The organism is Sphingomonas sp. CFBP8993, from assembly GCF_034044895.1.
Classification (GTDB): domain Bacteria; phylum Pseudomonadota; class Alphaproteobacteria; order Sphingomonadales; family Sphingomonadaceae; genus Sphingomonas.
The window spans coordinates 68,052-84,712 of record NZ_JAXCWU010000003.1 but is presented as its reverse complement, the minus strand read 5'-3'; the positions used below and the strand labels follow the sequence as shown (position 1 = coordinate 84,712).

The following is a 16,661-nucleotide window of genomic DNA, read 5'->3' as shown; positions in this document are numbered from 1 at the left end:
AGGAGAGTGACGATGACCGAGTTCAAGAAGGGCGATCATGTCGAGTGGAACAGCCATGGCGGCACCGCCGAAGGCAAGGTCGTCAAGAAGCAGACCAGCGACACCCAGATCAAGGGCCATACCGTCCGCGCATCCAAGGACGAGCCGCAATACATAGTAGAGAGTGACAACGGCGGAAAGGCGGCGCACAAGGCGGACGCGCTGAAGAAGGCGTGATTCACGCGCGACCCACCGGCATGGTCGGGGCGCAGAAGGATTAAGGGAAGGAATATCATGGCCACCGCAACCACGGGCACCGGCATCCACGCACCGGTCCAGCCCTCCGAGGAACTGGGCGCGATCGTTGGCAACGAGAAGCTGCCGCGCAGCCAGGTCATCAGCAAGGTGTGGGATTACATCAAGGCCAACAACCTGCAGAACCCCGAGAACAAGCGGGAAATCCTGGCCGACGACAAGCTGAAGAAGGTGTTCGGCAAGGACAAGTGCACGATGTTTGAGATGAACAAGTACATCTCGGCGCACCTGAAGAAGTAACCGTCACCTGCGCCCTGGCCACCATGCCGGGGCGTCCTCTCCGTCCGTGCGCGACTATCGCAGGTCCAGGACCAGCGGCTTGCGTGCGGACGGTGTCGCGGTGGCCCTGGGTGCCCGTGCCGCAGACGAAGCGGCACCGCTACGCCCCGCAGCGACCGGACCGGCCGACGGTGTCGGCGCAGCCACCGGAGCGGCATCGCCCGCCACCCGCCCCGCCTCGATCTGGTTCAATCGCTGCTCGACCAGTTGCGCATCCAACATCTTGCGATCCGCCTGCATCAGGGCGACCTGCGCCTCCAGCGCCGCCAGACGCTGCTCCAGCATCTTGACCCGCACCTGATCCTCGGTCTGCGCGACCATGTCCTTGGCGACCTTTTCCTGCCGTGCGCGCTCCTGCGCGTCCGCGTCGGCGACGCGTGCGTCGGTGCTGCCGCGCTGGTCACAGGCGGTCAATGTCAGGGTAAGGATCAGCAGGGTAGCGGCACGGCGCATGGGCGGTCTCTGTTCGAAGCATTCCTCCCCTGCAAGGGAAGGGGCACCGCCGCGAAGCGGTGGTGAAGGGGTGTAACCGACAGCGATGGATCACGCCATCGGCCGTGACACCCCTCCGTCAGGCTTTCGGCCTGCCACCTCCCCTTGCAGGGGAGGAATTACTGGTCGCGCAGCTTCACCCAGGTCGGGGCATGGTCGCTGGCCTTTTCCCGCCCGCGATAGCTCTTGTCGACGCCCGCATCGACCAGCCTGTCGGCGGCCTGCGGACTGAGCAGCAGATGGTCGATGCGGAACCCCGCATCGCGCTGCCACGACCCGGCCTGATAGTCCCAGAAGGTCCACACCCCACCCTTGGGTGCACGGGTGCGCAGCGAGTCCGTCCACCCCTGCGCCAGCAACCGGCGGTAAGCCTCACGGCTCTCCGGCTGCATCAGCGCATCGCTTGCCATCACGGGAACCGAAAAGGTGTCGTCGTCATTCGGGATGACGTTGTAATCCCCCGCCAGCACGGCGGGCACTTCCTCGGCCAGCAATTCGCGTGCGCGCGTCGCCAGCCGTTCCATCCAGCGCAGCTTATAGTCGAATTTCGGCCCCGGCTGCGGATTGCCGTTGGGGAGATAGAGCGAGGCGACGACCAGGCCGTTCACCTCGCATTCGAGGTAGCGGCTATGCTCGTCCTCGTCCTCACCCGCCAGGCCGCGTTGCCGCTCGACCGGCTGGGCACCGCGCGCAAGGACCGCAACGCCGTTCCAGCTCTTCTGGCCATGCCAGACCGCACCGTAACCGGCGGCCTCGATATCCTTGATCGGGAACGTTTCGTCGCTGGCCTTCAATTCTTGAAGGCAGACGATGTCGGCATCCGCCTCGGCCAGATATTCGAGCAGGCGGGGGCCACGGGCCTTGATCCCGTTGACGTTGTAAGTGGTGATCTTCACGTCAGACCGAGAAGCTGGTGCCGCAGCCACAGCCCGAGGCCGCGTTGGGGTTCTTCACCTGAAACGCCGCGCCGCCGAGGGACTCGACATAGTCGACCTGCGCACCCCGGACCAAATCCAGGCTGATGCTGTCGACGACCAGCGTGACTCCGTCGGTCAGCGCGACCGCATCGTCCTGGGCCGGGGCGTCGGCGAGGCCGAATTTATACTGGAAGCCCGAACAGCCGCCGCCTTCGACCGACAGGCGCAGGATGGCGGGCTTGTTCTGCCGCTCGGCGATCGTCGCGACGCGAGCCGCGGCGGCCGGGGTCAGCGCGATTTCGGAAATGCTGGTGGCCATGGGGTTCAGATAGGCGCGGGGGGCGGTAGGGGCAATCCCACTAAATCCTCCCCGGCTCGGGGAGGTGGCAAACCGAAGGTCCGACGGAGGGGAACTTCCCCAGGCGACGCCTCTGGCCGCGATCCCCCTCCACCGCTCTGCGAGCGGTCCCCCCTCCCCGTGCCAGGGAGGATCGAAATTCAGTCCTGCGCCGCCGGGCCGTCGGTCGACACGGGAATCTGGTGGATCGCATGATCCTGCGAGGCGGTCAGATAATCGCCCGTCGTCAGGAAAGGCACGGGATTGACGGCGTGGCCGTCCATGCGGACTTCGTAATGAAGGTGCGAGCCGGTCGAACGGCCGGTCGAACCCATCAGCGCGATCAGCTGGCCACGGGTCACTCGGGCGCCGTCGGCGACGAGGATCTTGGAGAGATGGCCGTAACGGGTCGCGATGCCCTTGCCATGGTTGACCTCGATGAGGTTACCATAGCCGCCCTGCCAGCCCGCATGGTCGACGATGCCGTCGGCGGTGGCATAGATGGGGGTGCCGATCGGACCCGGAATATCGACCCCGGCGTGCATCGCGGCGGTGCCCCGGAACGGATCGGAACGGATGCCGAAATTGCTGGTGAACTGAAGCTTTTCGACCGGATGGACCGACGGGATCGCGATCACGCCATTCTGGCGGGCGTCCATCTTCTTCCAGCTTTGGAACAGGGTGCGGAACTGCTGGTCGGTGCGAAGGTCGGCCGAGGCCTCGGCGCTGTTGGCGGGAATGAACTCACCGCCGACCGAGGCGGGGGCCCGGCTCGACGCCTTGGGCGCGGCGGGTGCCGAGGCGGCAAAGGCTGCGGGCGTGATCAGGCCGATGACGGCGGCGGTGGCAACAACGGATCGGACGCGCGAAGCAATCGATTTACCGGATAGTGCAAGCTGCTTCATCGAACCCCGACATGCTCTCGCCGAGCGATCCCACAGTCGGGATTGCCGGCTTCGTCCATCCAATCCTGTTTCGCAGCCCCACCGCGTTACAGACGGTCAGCTTGTGCCTTTACGGGTTCCATGTCCGCAAGGGGTTCATAGAAATCGCGCGTCAAACCGGCTGACTCGCGCGCCGAAACGTTGAACGGTGGCTTAACGACGCCCCGGAAGTGCCGCCGGACCAGCATCTGCCAGTGCTGCGCGGGTTCGATGTCGTGACCGGCGGCGAGATAACCGAACCATTTCGCGCCAAATCCGACATGCCGGATTTCGTCGGTATAGATGCGCTGGAGGATGCGGGCCGAGGGTTCGTCACCCCCGGCGCGGACCCGCGCCACCGTCTCGGGCGTGACGTCGAGCCCCCTCGCCTCCAGCACCATCGGCACCACCGCCAGCCGCGCCATGGCATCATGCGCGGTCGCCTCCGCCGATTCCCACAGACCGGCATGGGCGGGCAGCGCGCCATAGCCCGAGCCCAGCGTGCGCAACCGGCGATCGAGCACCGCGAAATGCATCGCCTCGTCCGCGCCGACCGAGATCCAGTCGTCGACAAAGGCGCGCGGGAATTGCGCACCGAACCGCCCCGCCGCGTCGAAGGCCAGGTCGATCGCCGAGAACTCGATATGCGCCAGCGCATGGAGCAGCGCGATCCGCCCCTTTTCCGATCCGCCGCGCCCACGCTTGGGCATCCGGTTGGGTGGCAGCAGCTCGGGGCGATCGGGGCGCCCCGGCGCGTCGGGCATGGCGACATCGAATTCATGCGCCAGCGCTCCCCGACGCCAGCCACGCGCCACCGCCCGCGCGGCCCGTACCTTGGCACGCGGATCGCTTTCGCGCAGCACCGCCGCGCAGGCTTGGGCGATCGTCGTCAAAGCGCGCGCACCGCCTCCAGCACGGCCTGGGCATGGCCCGGCACCTTCACCTTGCGCCAGCTCTGCGCCAGCGTGCCGTCGCGACCGAACAGGAAGGTCGCGCGCTCGATGCCCATATAGGTCTTGCCGTAGAGCTTCTTTTCACCCCAGACGCCGAACGCCTCGCACGCCGCGCCGTCCTCGTCGCTGACCAGTTCGACCGCCAGCGCGTGCTTTTCGGCGAACTTGCGGTGCTTGGCGGGGCTGTCCTTCGAGATGCCGATCACCCGGACGCCCGCCTGCTCGAAATCCCCGGCCAATGCGGTGAAGTCCTGCGCCTCGCGCGTGCAGCCGCTGGTGTCGTCCTTGGGATAGAAATAGACGACCAGCGGCCCGGCCAGGTCGCCCATCGCCAGCGGCGCGTCGTTCGCGGCCGTGACCGTCACTGCCGGGATCGCATCACCCTGTTGCATCATCATCTCCCCATCACGCTTGGGACCATATCCGGCCCACCTCCTGACGCGTCGCCGCCAGCGTGGCAACCACCGCCGCCCAGTCGGGCAGGCCCATGGCGCGCACGATCAGCGGGCGGGTCAGCTCGGGCGGCTCCTGCCCATCGGGCACCAGCAGGCGGAAGGCGACCAGCGCGCGGGTCAGCACGTCATGCGCCTGCGCCATCGACAGCGGCATCAGCCCAGCCGCGACCAGCCCCGCGATCGCCCGGCCCAGATCGGGATCGAAGCCGGTCCGGTGGATCAGCTGCGCCCGGTGCACCGCAAACTCCAGGTCAACCAGACCGCCGGGCAGCAGCTTGATATCGAGCGGCCCCTGTGGCGGCTTGTGCCGCGCCATCTCGGCACGCATCTCACCGGCCTCCGCCGCCACGTCGCGGGTCGGCCGGTTGCCGTTCAGCACATCGGCGATGATCGCGGCCACCTCTGCCCGCGCCGCATCCGACCCGTAGATCGGGCGGGCGCGGGTCAGGGCCATATGCTCCCAGGTCCAGGCGTCCTCGCGCTGATAGCGCGCGAAACTCTCGACCGACACGACCAGCGGCCCCTGCGTGCCCGAGGGCCGCAGCCGCGTATCGACCGGATAGAGCGGCCCGGCCTGGGTCGGCACCGACAGCGCCGCCGTCACCCGCTGCGCCAGCCGGTTGTAATAAAGCGTCGCGCCCAGCGGCTTCGGCCCGTCCGACTCCCCCGCGAAGTCGCCGGTGAACAGATAGACGAGGTCGAGGTCGGAGGCATGGGTCAGCGCCGCACCCCCCATCCGCCCCAGCGCCAGGATGACCAGCTCACTGCCCGGCACCCGGCCATGCGCTGTGGTGAATTCATCCACCGTCGCCTGCGCCAGCACCCCCACCGCCGCCTCCGCCACGCGGGCATAGCCGCCCGCCACCTCCAGCGGATCGGCACGCCCCGCCACGATCTGCGCGCCCAGGGCGAAGCGAAGCTCACCCACCACGCGGCGAACATGGTCCAGCCGGTCCTGATAATCCTGCCCGCTCTCGCCCCCGCGCATGTCGCGTTCGAGGAATGGGACCGCAGGCAGGGGCTCAAAGGCCGAGGCATCGATCAGCCCGTCGAGCAGCGCCGGCCGCCGCGCCAGTTCGGCCGCCAGCGGCGCGGCATGGCTGAGGATCGCGACGGTCAGGCTGGCCAGGCCCGGCCGCGCCTCCAGCAGGCGGAAGATGTTGATCGCGCTCGTCATCCGCTCGAACAGCGAATCGAGCTTCAGGATCGCGGCATCGGGGTCAGGTGCCTCACCCAGCGCCTCGACCAGGGTGGGCAGCACCGCGTCCAGCGCCTCGCGCGCCGCCGGGCTGCGCAGCGCGGCATAATCGCCACCACGCCACGCCGCGATCCGCCGGGTCGCCGCCTCGACATCCTTGAGGCCCGCCGCCGCCAGCCGTTCGTTCAACAGCACCGGATCATGCGGCAGGCGCGGCCGTTCATCGGCATCCAGTGCATCATAGATCGCCCCGACCCGCGCCGTGATCGGAGCGAGCAACCTGACAAGCGCCTGCCCATCGGCGAGGCCATGCAACCGGGCGACGCGTGTCGTCCCCTCGCCCATCGGCAGCTGGTGGGTCTGGCGATCGTCGATCATCTGCACCCGGTGCTCGATCGTCCGCAGCAGGACATAGGCATCGGAGAGTGCCGCCGCATCGACCGCGTCGATCCGCCCCGCCTCCGCCAACCGGGCCAGCGCATCGCGGGTGGCGGGCGCGCGCAGGGCGGGATCGCGGCCGCCATGGATCAGCTGATGGATCTGCGCAAAGAACTCGATCTCGCGAATGCCGCCCCGGCCGCGCTTCAGATCATAGCCCGGCCCCATCGCCTGGCCCTGTGCATGATGGTCGCGGATGCGGCGGGTCAGGTCGCGAATCTCGCCGACCGCGCCGAAATCGAGCGCGCGTCGCCATACGAACGGGCGGATCGCGTCGAGGAAACGCCGGCCCAGCGCGGTATCGCCCGCCGCCGCCCGCGCACGGATAAACGCCGCCCGCTCCCAGGTCAGCGCCTGGCTTTCATAATAGGCGATCGCCCCCTCGACGGGAATCGCGATCGGTGTCGCCTCGGGCGAGGGGCGCAGGCGCAGGTCGACACGCAGCACATAACCATCGCCGTCGCGCGCCTGGAGCAGTTCGACCACCCGTTTGCCGATCCGCACCGCCGCATCCTCCGGCTCCTCGCGTGGGCGGCGCGGCAACGTCATGGGATCGAAGATCAGGATGGGGTCGATATCGGACGAATAATTGAGTTCACGGCTGCCCTGCTTGCCCAGCGCGATGGCGGCAAAGCCGACCGGCTCTGCCCCCGGCGTACGCTCCTCGATCGCGGCGCGGATCGCCTCGTCGAGCGCGCGGTCGGCGAAGTCGGTCAGCCGGTGGGTCACGTCCGTCAGGTCGTACAGCCCGGCCAGATCGCCGAGCGCCACCGTCAGCGCCAACGCGCGCCGCTCGCGACGCAGGCGCGTACCGACCGGCAGATCGTCCGCCACGCCCCGGAGTGCGAGCAGCTCGCCCGCCTGCGCCGCCGCCGCAATCTCCGGCTCCCGGTCGAGCAGCATCGCCAGGAAAGACGAATACCGACGCGCGCGATCGACCGCGTCGGGCAATGGGGAACGGGACAGGGTGTTCATGCCACGGCTTCTACCCCGTCCGCGCCGTCGAAAGAAACGCTTTCCAGCAGGTTAACAAAAAGCAATTCAGAGGATTTGCAACTTGTCAAGACGTGATTGGTTATGTTGGCATGACGAGCACCGAATCCGAGACCAGCGACATCCGCTTCGTCCGCGCACCCCAGCGCACGGACGATATCGGCTGCGCGCTCCGCTCGGCCTATTCGCGGCCGACGCGGCTCCCGGACATCTGGGTGCGCCTGCTGGCGCGACTGGACCAGCGGTGCAAGCGGACTTGAACGGCTATAGCCTCTTACCCGGCGGGCACTGGCCGTAAATTTTGTCCATGCCTGCCAGATAGTCTGGCATGGGCTTGAGCCCTACCTTTGCGCGCAGCCGGTCAACCGCCTTATCATTTTCCAGAGGCCTGGGCATGCGCTTGCCATTGTTGCACATCGCCTGCGTCCCATAACGCTGCTTGCCGGTGATCTTCAGCATCACGCGGTCATAGAGATAGGCATAGTCTTTCTTAGACACGTCATCGCTTGACAGGAGCGGCTCCATCGCACGCAACACGGTGAGCTGGAACGCGGGATCGGCATCGGCGTGCTGAACCAGCAGCCACGCTTGATGGGCTGGATCGTCGCCAACTTCCGAGCGTTTGGGCCACCCCTGCCTCGCAACGATCTGCTTGAGCCATTCGGTGTTTTCATGATCCTCCATGCGCAACGCCGTCATCAGACGCGAAAGGACGATGGCCTTTACCGGCTCTGGTAAGACGGGCGCGTCAGCCATGTCCGCTTCCCCCCAACTACTCGAATAACGAAGCATTTGTTCAGCCATCGGACGCGCCATCAACAGATCGCGGAGCTTGGGCGTATCGGGGGCGCCGACCTTCTTCGCGGTCTTCACCGCCAGCAAATACGTGTCGGCGATCGGCCGGGCCGTTTCGAGCGACTGCTGAAACGCGGCAAAACTCGACCAAAGCGAAGTGTCGATGAAGGACGCGACTTGGGAGTAGACCAAGCCCCCAACAGGTGCTCCCTCTAATTGGGGATCGGTAATGCCGAGAGCGAGAAGGTCCGCCCGCGTTTCGGTCAGGGCAGCCGTGTAAGACGCCATCATCCAATCCCGGACCTGCTTGTCCTGCGCCTTCTCCTCCGGCGTCGCATCCGGAAAGCGCCCCTTCATCCACCGGTAATCGCCCGGATCGAAACGATCGCCATGAATATAGGGCTTCAGCACCTCCGGGACCGGCGGTGTAGCTGCCGTCAGCAGAAAGGCGGTAAAGATTAGGGTCAGCACGCGCATGAGCGGATCGGACAAGATCACCCCATGGCTGTCAAGCCAATCGCCCAAATAGAAAATGGCCGCCCCGATCGACGCCGGGACGGCCAAATATTAAAAACTAAAAAGTAAAAGCGCTTACCGCCCTCCGCTCAACTGATCGACATCGCCCATGATCGTATCGAGAGCGGTCTTGCTGCTGTCCGTTTCATGCAGACGACGCGAGGGAAGCGAGCCTTCGGTCAGGATCGTCTCCAGCGCGACGCGGCCGCGCGCGACGCGGCTCTTGATCGTGCCGACCGCGACGTTGCAGATTTCGGCCGCTTCTTCATAAGCGAAGCCGCCCGCGCCGACGAGGATCAGGGCCTCGCGCTGCGGCTGAGGCAGGTGCATCAGCGCGCGCTGCATATCGCCCAGTTCGACATGGCGGTCCTGGCTGGCCGGAGCCGCCAGGATGCGGTCGGCGACCAGATCGTCCCACTCGCCCTTGAAGCGCGCACGGCGCATCTGCGACAGATAGAGGTTCCGCAGGATGATGAAGGTCCAAGCGCGCATGTTGGTGCCTGCCTGGAACCGCTGCCGCGCGGCCCATGCCTTGAGCAGCGTTTCCTGCACGAGGTCGTCGGCGAGGTCACGGCTGCCCGACAGCGAGCGGCCAAAGGCGCGAAGATGGGGGATGACCCGCGCCAGCTCCGCCTTGAATTCGGAATCTGGCAGCGCGACGTGTTCGACGGGCGCTTCGACCGCGTCGTCCTCAATATCGTCCCGCGTCAGTGGCTGCGTCATGAAAATCCGATCATCGGAAACGGCCGAAGCATCGACCGTTTCAAAATATAAGGTGGCCGGGACAGAATTGCCAGCCATACCGGGACCATATTCGGCCGGACTCGTATCAGCGCAACACCAGGAAGGCGAAGATCACGATCACGAGCACCAACGATATGGGCAGGACATACCGCGTGACATGCGGCGTGGAGCCTGCCCTGGCATCCTCTTTGGCGACATGAATGGGTTCATTGGAATCAGCCATGTCTACCTCAACGCCTCTCAACCGTTTTGGGTCCGTAACCGATTGCTTTATGCCTGTCCCGGCCCTGCCGATTACTCGGCGGGAACCGTGCTCTGGTCGAAGAACAGCGCCTGGCTGATCGCCGCCTTTACGGTCGAACGCTGGAAGGGCTTGGTGATCAGGAAGGTCGGCTCCGGACGCTCGCCGGTCAACAGACGCTCGGGGAAGGCGGTGATGAAGATCACCGGCACCTCGAACTCGGCCAGGATGTCCTTGACCGCATCGATGCCCGAGCTGTCGTCGGCCAGTTGGATATCCGCCAGCACCAAGCCGGGACGATCCTCCATGGCCAGCGCGACCGCCTCGTCACGGGTCACGGCGACGCCTGTGACTTCGTGACCCAGGTCGCGCACGATCGTCTCGATATCCATCGCGATGATCGGCTCGTCCTCGATGATGAGCACGCGGGCACGGGTCTGGTTCTCGATCTCGGCCAGCGCCTCGGAGACGAGATTCTCCACCTCGCTCGGCTCGACGTCGATCAGATAGGCCGCGTCCTCGGGCGTGAAGCCTTCCATCGCGGTAAGCAGGAGCGCCTGCCGCGACAGCGGGGTCATCCGGGCAAGGCGAGCGCGCGCCACGCCTTCGTTACCGTCCGCATCGGTGCCGTCATTGTCCAGTTCGTCATAATTGGCCGACGACCAGATGCCCTGGAACATGCGGTACAGGCCAAGGCGGGGATCGACGTCCCGCGGAAACTGGTCCGGGGCCGCGACAATCGCCTCCAGCGTGGCGCGGACATATTTGTCGCCGTGCATCTGGCTGCCGGTCAGGGCCCGGCCATAGCGCCGCAGGAAGGGAAGATGGGGCGCAAGCTGCTGTCCAAGCGACATGGGTAATGATCACTCCCTGAGGTATTGGCGAGGACCCGATGTGCTGGTCCACGCTCGTGTTTTCAATGCCGTTCCGCGAAATCACCGCCCGCCATGCCGCGAACGGCAGGGCACTCGGATTTTTCGTATCGTATCGGGAACCAACCAGATCGAATTTGGTTTCATCGCCACATCAACTATGGCTTTGGGCGTCACGCCGACCGGCGGTGCCACGGCTGCCAATGCGTCGGTTGCCCCGCTAGTGGGTCGTGCAGGGGGATATTTTGAGTTTGGGCAACAAGACGAAGAAGACGCCGTCCGCCGCTCCCCAAAAGGGTGGTGAGAAAGATGCGGGCTCGGCGCTTCGCCAGGCCTACCAGAAGACGGTGGACGAAAAGATCCCCAACGAGATGCTTGATCTTCTCAGCAAGCTGGGCTGACGTCCGGCCACATGGCCAGCATTCCACCCACTGACGTCGAGGCGCCCGAGCGCCTCCGTCCCGCCCCGCCCCGCCTGGCGACGGGCGCAAAACTCGTGCTCGTCCTCGGCAGCACTTTGCTCATCCTTGCCGCGATCGCCGTCTTCGCCACGCTTCAGACGACGCGCTTAGCCGACAGCGAGGCCAGCGGCCGACTGCGGATCGCCGCGAACGAAGATGCCCGGGCGATCGCCGCCGAACTGATGGGCGACATGACCGCGCTGCGCGTCGCGGTGCGCGCGATGGGCAAGGACCCGCTCGACATGGCGAGCTGCGCTCGGGCGCAGGGCGTCTTCGCGCAGCAATCGCTGACCGGCGCGCGCTTCCTGATCACCGATCGCAACGGCCGGACGCTGTGCGGCGATCCGCTGCCCGCCGCGCTGCCGACCCCGGTCGACGGATCGCCGTTCAGCGCGGACGTCCTGCCGGGCAAGGGACTGGTCCTGGCGGCGTCCAGCCAGGACGGCCGCGCCCAGGCCCGCGCCTTCTTTCCCCTGCCCTTTCTCCAGTCGCTAATCGACCAGAGCAGCACCGCGATGCCGGTCGAATCGGCGCTGGAACTGGATGGCGAGTTGCTGCCCATCCATCAGCGGCCGAAATCCTCGACGCTGGAGCGCATGAAGTCGATGCGCACCGAACTCGGCATCGCCGGGCTGGTCCTGCGCACCTCGGCACCCAGCGCGCCGATCACCTCGTCGCTGATCGTCGCACTCGCGCTGCCGCTGCTGATGTGGCTGGCCGCGGTCGTGCTGGGCTGGTTCATCGTCGACCGGCTGCTGATCCGTCCGCTGCGGCGACTGCGCGCCATCGTCGCCACCTATCAGCCAGGCGAGGTGCTCGACATCTCGCAGGTCGAGGCGGCGCCCGCGCAGGAAATCCGGGACCTGGCCGACACGTTCGAGGCGATCACCCGCACCGTCGCCACCCACGAGGCCGGTCTGGCCGAAGGGCTGGTCCGCCAGACCAAGCTGACCCGCGAAGTGCATCACCGGGTCAAGAACAACCTGCAGGTCATCTCCAGCCTGATCAATTTCCATGCACGCGGCGCGACGAGCCCCGAGGCCATGGCGGCCTATTCGTCGATCCAGCGGCGCGTCGATGCGCTGGCGGTCGTGCATCGCCATCACTTTGCCGAACTGGAGGAAAATCGCGGGCTCAACCTGCGCACCATGATCGGCGAACTGGCCGCCAATATCCGCGCCACCGCGCCCGAAAACGCGTCGGGAATCGGCATCTCGCTCGATGTGGCGCCGCTGCTGGTCAACCAGGATGTCGCGGTCGCGGTCGCCTTCCTGGTGACCGAGACGATAGAGCTGGCGATGAACTGCGACTCCGCTGCGCAGATTCGCGTGGCGATCAAGCCGGCCGAGCAGGAAAACCGGGCCCTGGTGCGTGTGGTGTCGCGCGCACTGGTCGAAACCGACGATCTGCGCAGCCTCATCGGCAAGCGTTATGGGCGCGTGATGGAAGGTCTGGCGCGTCAGCTGCGCGCGCCGCTGCACCACGATCCGCTGACCGGCGCCTATGAGATCGCCGTGCCGATCGTCGGCCGCGACTGATCCTAAAAAAAGATTCGCGATTGCCGGGAAAGCCGGGAACCCCTGCCCTGGCAGCGTGTTTTGATCTTCGGATAGCGAACTTATGCCCCCCCGCTCTCGCTGTCCAAGCCATAGGCCTGGAAGCGTCCACCCTCCCCCCCCCCCGGTGACGCTTCCAGGCCTTAATCTTTTTCCCCGATCGCGCGCGGAGCTACGTCAGTCCGTAACAGGACCGGAACGAATGTCTTGCTGACGCATTGGGCGATCAACGATTTCGTAGAGGAGACAAAGAATGCGTAAGCTGATGGGTCTGGCGATCGTTGCCGGTGCACTTCTGGTCAGCGCCTGCAACACCGTCGAAGGCGTGGGCCGCGATGTGAGTTCGGCAGGCAACACCGTCGCCAAGACGGCGAACGACGCGAAGTAAGCCTTTCACCCGGCTGAAATGCAAAGGGCTCCGACGGATTTTGTCGGGGCCCTTTTCCGTTTGGGGCGGGGTGGTCGCGTGGCCTTCGGCTTCGCCTATGCTGAACAGATCTTGGGGTGCAACGTCGTTACCGCTTGTGAGAGAGGCGGCGCAATTCCAGTTTGATCCCCTGATTTGAGATATCGTCCAGCGAATCCGGCGGGGGCCGAGGTCTGGTCGGGAAGGCTTATTGACGAAGCGCACTGGACCATTGTGCCCGTGCCCCCAACTAAGGCCTATCGACATTCCATTCATTCCTCCCCTGCAAGGGGAGGGGGATGAGCGAAGCTGGTGGAGGGGTGTCGCTGGTGGCGAGTGATCCCCAAACTCTCCAACCGGGATACCCCTCCGTCAGGGCTGCGCCCTGCCACCTCCCCTTCCCGGGGAGGAATGAAATGAACGTCGATCAGGCCTAGGCCTTCGCAGGAGTGGAGCGGTAGTTTGGGCTGGATTTGAGCACGATAACGTCAGCTTGATCTCCCCCTCCCTTTGTGGGTGGGACGCTCCCACAGACGCCAGGCCCGGGGCGACGCCCCACCCCACCCCCTCCCCTGAAGGGGAGGGGCATTCTTCGCATCCACCTCGTGTCGTCGCGTTCCAAATTTGGGCTTGGGCTCAACAGTGCTCAGACCGTCGCTCGATAGGTCGGCCAACGGCTTCGTCCATGTTGAGCGCCCTCGAACGCCACACTCGCGCGCGGAGCACAAAAAAAGGCCCGGCTTCAGCCAGACCCCTTTTTTGCAGGCCGCAACCCGGCCCGATCACACCGTGGCGTCGGCTTCCTCGTCGTCCTCCGCCACCGCCGCCTGTTTGGACCGCGCCCGCTCGGTAAACCAGATGCCGATGATCGCCAGCTCGTACAGGATGATCAGCGGCACCGCGAGCAGCACCTGCGACATCAGATCCGGCGGGGTCAGCACCGCCGCGATCGCGGTCGCCGCGACGATGGCATAGCGTCGTGCCCCGATCAGCTGCTTGCGGGTGACGATGCCCGCCCGCTCCAGCAGCATCAGCAGCACGGGCAGCAGGAAGGCCAGACCGAAGGCGAACAGGAACTGCATGATGAACGACAGGTAATTGCCCACGCCGGGCAATGCCTCCCGCTTCACGCCGCCGACCATGCCGTCGAACCCCAGCGCGAAGTGCAAAGCCATCGGCACCGCGACATAATAGGCCATCGCAGCGCCCATCAGGAACAGGACGGGCGTCGCGACCAGGAAGGGCAGCAGTGCCCGCTTTTCCTTGCGATAGAGGCCGGGCGCGACGAATTGCCAAAGCTGGTTCGCGATCACCGGGAAGGAGATCATGACCGCGGTGAAGAACGATACCTTCACCTGAACGAAGAACGCCTCGAAGATCTGGGTGTAGATCAGCTTGCCCTGCCCGGCCGTCAAAAGCGGCCTGGCCAGGAAGCCGAAGATCGTCTCCGAGAAATACATCGACACGCCAAAGGCGAGCCCGACCGCCACGATGCAATATAGCAACCGCCGCCGCAGCTCGATCAGATGTTCGAGCAGGGGGGCGCGGCTGGCGTCGATCTCGTCATGCTCGCTCACGACGCGGCCCCCTCGGTCCCGCGATGGGGATGCTCGGCGGAGGGCGCGGGCGCGACCACGGGCTTTTCCACCATCACCGGGCGGTCGCTATGGTCGGTGCTAGGCTCGGCAATTCCATGCGCCGGATTCGGCAACGCGGGTGCAGATGCCGCGCTGGCGTCATGCGATGGTGCGGGCGACGTATGCGTATCGTCGACCGGGGTGACCGGCGGCGTATCGGCGGCATGTTCGCGCATGATACGCTCGTTTTCCGCCGCCCAGCGCTTTTCCATTTCCTCCAGCTCGGCCTCGCGCACCATATTGTCGAAGCCCTGCCGGAACTGGCGCGTGACGCCGCGCGCCTTGCCGACCCAATAGCCGACGACACGCATCGCCTTGGGCAGGTCCTTGGGACCGATCACGACAAGCGCGACGATGGCGACCAGCAAGAACTCGCTGGAGTCGATGTTGAACATGGATGTCCGGTGCCGGGTCTAGTCGGGCCGGATCAGCGATCGTCGCGCACGCGCTCGCCTTCACGGTCGAACGCAGGCTCGGCGGCCTTTTGCGCTTCGATCCGGGCCGACGGCTTGGCAGGCTTGTCGTCTTCCTCGGCCATGCCCTTCTTGAAATTCTTCACGCCCTTGGCGACGTCGCCCATCAGGTTCGAGAAGCGGCCACCGCCAAGCAGAAGGATCGCGACGACCGCGAGAACGAGAAGATGGATCGGGCTAAAGCTGCCCATGGCACGTCTCCTGGGAATAGTTCTATCTATTTAGGCCTTGGCATCGCCAGCGGCAATGGTGTCGGCGATGCAGTCGGGCCCCCATCGGGTGTCAGGAGCCGTGGCGGACCATTGTGACGCGGCCGTGACGCAAAGGAAAGCGCTCAATCGTCCGTGCGCGACTCCGTGGCCCCACGGTCGTCCTCGTCCTCCATGCGCTCCAGCGCCAGATCGACGGGATCGAGCAGCCCGGCGGCGCGCAGATCCTCGATCCCCGGCAGGTCGCGCCTGGTGGTCAGCCCGAAATGCTGGAGAAAGGCAGGCGTCGTCGCATAGATCAGCGGCCGTCCCGGCACCTCGCGCCGCCCGGCCGGACGCACCCACCCCGCCTCCATCAGCACGTCGAGCGTGCCCTTGGAGATGGCGACGCCGCGAATCGCCTCGATCTCGGCGCGGCTGACGGGTTCGTGATAGGCTATGATGGCCAGCGTCTCGATCCCTGCTCGCGACAGGCGACGCGCTTCCTCGCGGTCGCGGCGCAGCAGATGGGCCAGATCGGGCGCGGTCTGGAAATGCCAGCGATCGCCCCGCCGGACGAGGGCGATGCCGCGACCGGCATAATGCGCCTCCAGCGTCTCCAGCGCGGCGCGGATATCCACCGCGCCCTTCGTGACGCCGACATGGGCACGGATCGATTCGATGCTCATCGGGTCGGGCGAGGCGAACAGCACGGCCTCCACCGCGCGGATGGTCGGGTCGATCTCGGTCATGCCGACTGGCGCACCAGCAGCGGCGCGAAGGGCTCGGCCTGGCGCAGCTCGACCTTGCCCTGCCGGGCGAGTTCCAGGACCGCCAGGAAACTGGACGCCAGCGCGGACCGCCGAAGCCGCTCGCTGCCATCGGGCAGGAACGTCTCGATCGCCGACCAGTCGACCCGGCTGCCGACCAGCATCGACACACGCTCCAACGCGGCGTCGAGCGTCATGACCTGGCGATCGGCGACGACATGCATGACCGGGCGGGTCCGCGCGGTGATCCGGCCATAAGCGGCGATCAGATCGTACAATCCGGCCTGCCACAAGGCCTTGCGCTGCACCGCCAGTCCCTCGGGCGCGCCGCGCGCGAAGACGTCACGGCCCAGCCGGTCGCGCGCCATCAGCCGCGCCCCGGCCTCGCGCATCGCCGCCAGCCGTTCCAGCCGCAGTTGCAGGCGCAACGCCATCTCTTCGGGATCGGGCTCCTCATCCGGCTGGCGCGGCAGCAGCAGCGAGGATTTCAGATAGGCCAGCCACGCCGCCATCACCAGATAATCGGCGGCCAGCTCCAGCTGCATCCGCCCGGCCCGGTCGACGAAGCGCAGATATTGCTCGACCAGTGCCAGGATGGAAATGTGCCGCAGATCGACCTTTTGCGAGCGCGCCAGCGACAGCAACAGGTCGAGCGGCCCTTCCCACCCGTCCAGATCGAGCGTCAGCTGTTCCCCCGTCATGGCATCCAGCTTAGCCGCGATC

At 66.0% G+C, this 16,661-nt stretch carries 22 protein-coding genes; 6 read left to right on the top strand and 16 right to left on the bottom strand.

What is annotated here, in order from left to right:
* Nucleotides 1–12: 12 nt before the first annotated feature.
* Both SOM26_RS06625 and SOM26_RS06620 read left to right on the top strand, forming a co-directional pair.
* The gene (locus SOM26_RS06625; protein ID WP_183952827.1) at nucleotides 13–216 is read left to right on the top strand and encodes a hypervirulence associated TUDOR domain-containing protein; all 204 of its coding nucleotides are present in this window, start codon (nucleotides 13–15) and stop codon (nucleotides 214–216) included.
* Between the two features lie 57 nt (nucleotides 217–273).
* Nucleotides 274–534, top strand: a complete 261-nt coding sequence (locus SOM26_RS06620) for an SWIB/MDM2 domain-containing protein (RefSeq protein WP_320451947.1) — start codon at nucleotides 274–276, stop codon at nucleotides 532–534.
* Between the two features lie 54 nt (nucleotides 535–588).
* Here SOM26_RS06620 and SOM26_RS06615 read toward each other — a convergent pair whose 3' ends face one another.
* The 7 genes from SOM26_RS06615 to SOM26_RS06585 all read right to left on the bottom strand — a co-directional run bounded on the left by SOM26_RS06615 (nucleotide 589) and on the right by SOM26_RS06585 (nucleotide 7,261).
* Nucleotides 589–1,026 (bottom strand): hypothetical protein, encoded by a 438-nt coding sequence (locus SOM26_RS06615; protein WP_320451946.1) that lies wholly within the window; start codon nucleotides 1,024–1,026, stop codon nucleotides 589–591.
* Between the two features lie 158 nt (nucleotides 1,027–1,184).
* On the bottom strand, nucleotides 1,185–1,961 hold the full coding sequence (gene xth / locus SOM26_RS06610; protein ID WP_320451945.1) for an exodeoxyribonuclease III: 777 nt from the start codon (nucleotides 1,959–1,961) through the stop codon (nucleotides 1,185–1,187).
* A 1-nt stretch (nucleotide 1,962) separates the two neighbouring features.
* Nucleotides 1,963–2,301, bottom strand: a complete 339-nt coding sequence (gene erpA, locus SOM26_RS06605; protein WP_320451944.1) for an iron-sulfur cluster insertion protein ErpA — start codon at nucleotides 2,299–2,301, stop codon at nucleotides 1,963–1,965.
* 179 nt (nucleotides 2,302–2,480) lie between these two features.
* On the bottom strand, nucleotides 2,481–3,224 hold the full coding sequence (locus tag SOM26_RS06600) for a M23 family metallopeptidase (RefSeq protein WP_414712025.1): 744 nt from the start codon (nucleotides 3,222–3,224) through the stop codon (nucleotides 2,481–2,483).
* 86 nt (nucleotides 3,225–3,310) lie between these two features.
* On the bottom strand, nucleotides 3,311–4,135 hold the full coding sequence (locus SOM26_RS06595) for a ferritin-like domain-containing protein (protein WP_320451943.1): 825 nt from the start codon (nucleotides 4,133–4,135) through the stop codon (nucleotides 3,311–3,313).
* Entirely contained in the window at nucleotides 4,132–4,587 is a 456-nt protein-coding gene (locus SOM26_RS06590; RefSeq protein ID WP_414712038.1) for a peroxiredoxin, read from the bottom strand. The genes SOM26_RS06595 and SOM26_RS06590 overlap by 4 nt, the downstream gene beginning before the upstream one ends.
* Before the next feature lie 13 nt (nucleotides 4,588–4,600).
* Nucleotides 4,601–7,261: a bifunctional [glutamine synthetase] adenylyltransferase/[glutamine synthetase]-adenylyl-L-tyrosine phosphorylase gene (locus SOM26_RS06585; RefSeq protein ID WP_320451942.1), complete on the bottom strand. Its 2,661-nt coding sequence runs from the start codon at nucleotides 7,259–7,261 to the stop codon at nucleotides 4,601–4,603.
* Between the two features lie 110 nt (nucleotides 7,262–7,371).
* Between SOM26_RS06585 and SOM26_RS06580 the strand changes: the two genes are divergently transcribed.
* Nucleotides 7,372–7,539 carry a hypothetical protein gene (locus SOM26_RS06580; RefSeq protein WP_320451941.1) on the top strand — a complete coding sequence of 56 codons (168 nt, stop codon included), beginning with the start codon at nucleotides 7,372–7,374 and terminating at the stop codon, nucleotides 7,537–7,539.
* A 4-nt stretch (nucleotides 7,540–7,543) separates the two neighbouring features.
* On the opposite strand, the gene SOM26_RS06575 is transcribed toward SOM26_RS06580, so the two are convergent.
* From SOM26_RS06575 to SOM26_RS06560, 4 genes are all read right to left on the bottom strand, one after another.
* Entirely contained in the window at nucleotides 7,544–8,551 is a 1,008-nt protein-coding gene (locus SOM26_RS06575) for a DUF6624 domain-containing protein (protein WP_320451940.1), read from the bottom strand.
* Between the two features lie 114 nt (nucleotides 8,552–8,665).
* The gene (locus SOM26_RS06570) at nucleotides 8,666–9,313 is read right to left on the bottom strand and encodes a sigma-70 family RNA polymerase sigma factor (protein WP_320451939.1); all 648 of its coding nucleotides are present in this window, start codon (nucleotides 9,311–9,313) and stop codon (nucleotides 8,666–8,668) included.
* A 106-nt stretch (nucleotides 9,314–9,419) separates the two neighbouring features.
* Complete coding sequence (locus SOM26_RS06565) at nucleotides 9,420–9,557, bottom strand: hypothetical protein (RefSeq protein ID WP_320451938.1); 138 nt, start codon at nucleotides 9,555–9,557, stop codon at nucleotides 9,420–9,422.
* Nucleotides 9,558–9,628: 71 nt separating this feature from the next.
* Nucleotides 9,629–10,429, bottom strand: coding sequence for a response regulator (locus SOM26_RS06560; protein ID WP_320451937.1), 801 nt, complete (start codon nucleotides 10,427–10,429; stop codon nucleotides 9,629–9,631).
* 248 nt (nucleotides 10,430–10,677) lie between these two features.
* Here SOM26_RS06560 and SOM26_RS06555 point away from each other — a divergent pair, with 248 nt between their 5' ends.
* The 3 genes from SOM26_RS06555 (at nucleotide 10,678) to SOM26_RS06545 (ending at nucleotide 12,852) form a co-directional block, all read left to right on the top strand.
* Entirely contained in the window at nucleotides 10,678–10,848 is a 171-nt protein-coding gene (locus SOM26_RS06555) for a NepR family anti-sigma factor (RefSeq protein WP_320451936.1), read from the top strand.
* An 11-nt stretch (nucleotides 10,849–10,859) separates the two neighbouring features.
* Nucleotides 10,860–12,446: a sensor histidine kinase gene (locus SOM26_RS06550; protein WP_320451935.1), complete on the top strand. Its 1,587-nt coding sequence runs from the start codon at nucleotides 10,860–10,862 to the stop codon at nucleotides 12,444–12,446.
* Between the two features lie 271 nt (nucleotides 12,447–12,717).
* The gene (locus tag SOM26_RS06545; RefSeq protein ID WP_056434194.1) at nucleotides 12,718–12,852 is read left to right on the top strand and encodes an entericidin A/B family lipoprotein; all 135 of its coding nucleotides are present in this window, start codon (nucleotides 12,718–12,720) and stop codon (nucleotides 12,850–12,852) included.
* 800 nt (nucleotides 12,853–13,652) lie between these two features.
* Here the strand turns inward: SOM26_RS06545 and tatC are convergent.
* The 5 genes from tatC to SOM26_RS06520 all read right to left on the bottom strand — a co-directional run bounded on the left by tatC (nucleotide 13,653) and on the right by SOM26_RS06520 (nucleotide 16,639).
* Complete coding sequence (tatC, locus tag SOM26_RS06540) at nucleotides 13,653–14,447, bottom strand: twin-arginine translocase subunit TatC (RefSeq protein ID WP_320451934.1); 795 nt, start codon at nucleotides 14,445–14,447, stop codon at nucleotides 13,653–13,655.
* On the bottom strand, nucleotides 14,444–14,902 hold the full coding sequence (gene tatB, locus SOM26_RS06535) for a Sec-independent protein translocase protein TatB (RefSeq protein WP_320451933.1): 459 nt from the start codon (nucleotides 14,900–14,902) through the stop codon (nucleotides 14,444–14,446). The genes tatC and tatB overlap by 4 nt, the downstream gene beginning before the upstream one ends.
* Nucleotides 14,903–14,934: 32 nt before the next feature.
* Nucleotides 14,935–15,171, bottom strand: a complete 237-nt coding sequence (locus SOM26_RS06530; RefSeq protein ID WP_320451932.1) for a Sec-independent protein translocase subunit TatA — start codon at nucleotides 15,169–15,171, stop codon at nucleotides 14,935–14,937.
* A 143-nt stretch (nucleotides 15,172–15,314) separates the two neighbouring features.
* Nucleotides 15,315–15,920: an SMC-Scp complex subunit ScpB gene (gene scpB / locus SOM26_RS06525; RefSeq protein WP_320451931.1), complete on the bottom strand. Its 606-nt coding sequence runs from the start codon at nucleotides 15,918–15,920 to the stop codon at nucleotides 15,315–15,317.
* Entirely contained in the window at nucleotides 15,917–16,639 is a 723-nt protein-coding gene (locus SOM26_RS06520) for a segregation and condensation protein A (RefSeq protein ID WP_320451930.1), read from the bottom strand. Before SOM26_RS06520 ends, scpB begins: the two co-directional genes overlap by 4 nt.
* Nucleotides 16,640–16,661 lie beyond the last annotated feature (22 nt).

Excerpts from the sequence above, each read along its gene's own strand:
- SOM26_RS06625 (WP_183952827.1), top strand. The coding sequence starts at position 13 with ATGACCGAGTTCAAGAAGGGCGATCATGTCGAGTGGAACAGCCATGGC.
- SOM26_RS06620 (WP_320451947.1), top strand. The coding sequence starts at position 274 with ATGGCCACCGCAACCACGGGCACCGGCATCCACGCACCGGTCCAGCCC.
- SOM26_RS06615 (WP_320451946.1), bottom strand. The coding sequence starts at position 1,026 with ATGCGCCGTGCCGCTACCCTGCTGATCCTTACCCTGACATTGACCGCC.
- erpA (WP_320451944.1), bottom strand. The coding sequence starts at position 2,301 with ATGGCCACCAGCATTTCCGAAATCGCGCTGACCCCGGCCGCCGCGGCT.
- SOM26_RS06600 (WP_414712025.1), bottom strand. The coding sequence starts at position 3,224 with ATGAAGCAGCTTGCACTATCCGGTAAATCGATTGCTTCGCGCGTCCGA.
- SOM26_RS06590 (WP_414712038.1), bottom strand. The coding sequence starts at position 4,587 with ATGCAACAGGGTGATGCGATCCCGGCAGTGACGGTCACGGCCGCGAAC.
- SOM26_RS06585 (WP_320451942.1), bottom strand. The coding sequence starts at position 7,261 with ATGAACACCCTGTCCCGTTCCCCATTGCCCGACGCGGTCGATCGCGCG.
- SOM26_RS06580 (WP_320451941.1), top strand. The coding sequence starts at position 7,372 with ATGACGAGCACCGAATCCGAGACCAGCGACATCCGCTTCGTCCGCGCA.
- SOM26_RS06575 (WP_320451940.1), bottom strand. The coding sequence starts at position 8,551 with ATGCGCGTGCTGACCCTAATCTTTACCGCCTTTCTGCTGACGGCAGCT.
- SOM26_RS06570 (WP_320451939.1), bottom strand. The coding sequence starts at position 9,313 with ATGACGCAGCCACTGACGCGGGACGATATTGAGGACGACGCGGTCGAA.
- SOM26_RS06565 (WP_320451938.1), bottom strand. The coding sequence starts at position 9,557 with ATGGCTGATTCCAATGAACCCATTCATGTCGCCAAAGAGGATGCCAGG.
- SOM26_RS06560 (WP_320451937.1), bottom strand. The coding sequence starts at position 10,429 with ATGTCGCTTGGACAGCAGCTTGCGCCCCATCTTCCCTTCCTGCGGCGC.
- SOM26_RS06550 (WP_320451935.1), top strand. The coding sequence starts at position 10,860 with ATGGCCAGCATTCCACCCACTGACGTCGAGGCGCCCGAGCGCCTCCGT.
- SOM26_RS06545 (WP_056434194.1), top strand. The coding sequence starts at position 12,718 with ATGCGTAAGCTGATGGGTCTGGCGATCGTTGCCGGTGCACTTCTGGTC.
- tatB (WP_320451933.1), bottom strand. The coding sequence starts at position 14,902 with ATGTTCAACATCGACTCCAGCGAGTTCTTGCTGGTCGCCATCGTCGCG.
- SOM26_RS06530 (WP_320451932.1), bottom strand. The coding sequence starts at position 15,171 with ATGGGCAGCTTTAGCCCGATCCATCTTCTCGTTCTCGCGGTCGTCGCG.
- scpB (WP_320451931.1), bottom strand. The coding sequence starts at position 15,920 with ATGACCGAGATCGACCCGACCATCCGCGCGGTGGAGGCCGTGCTGTTC.
- SOM26_RS06520 (WP_320451930.1), bottom strand. The coding sequence starts at position 16,639 with ATGACGGGGGAACAGCTGACGCTCGATCTGGACGGGTGGGAAGGGCCG.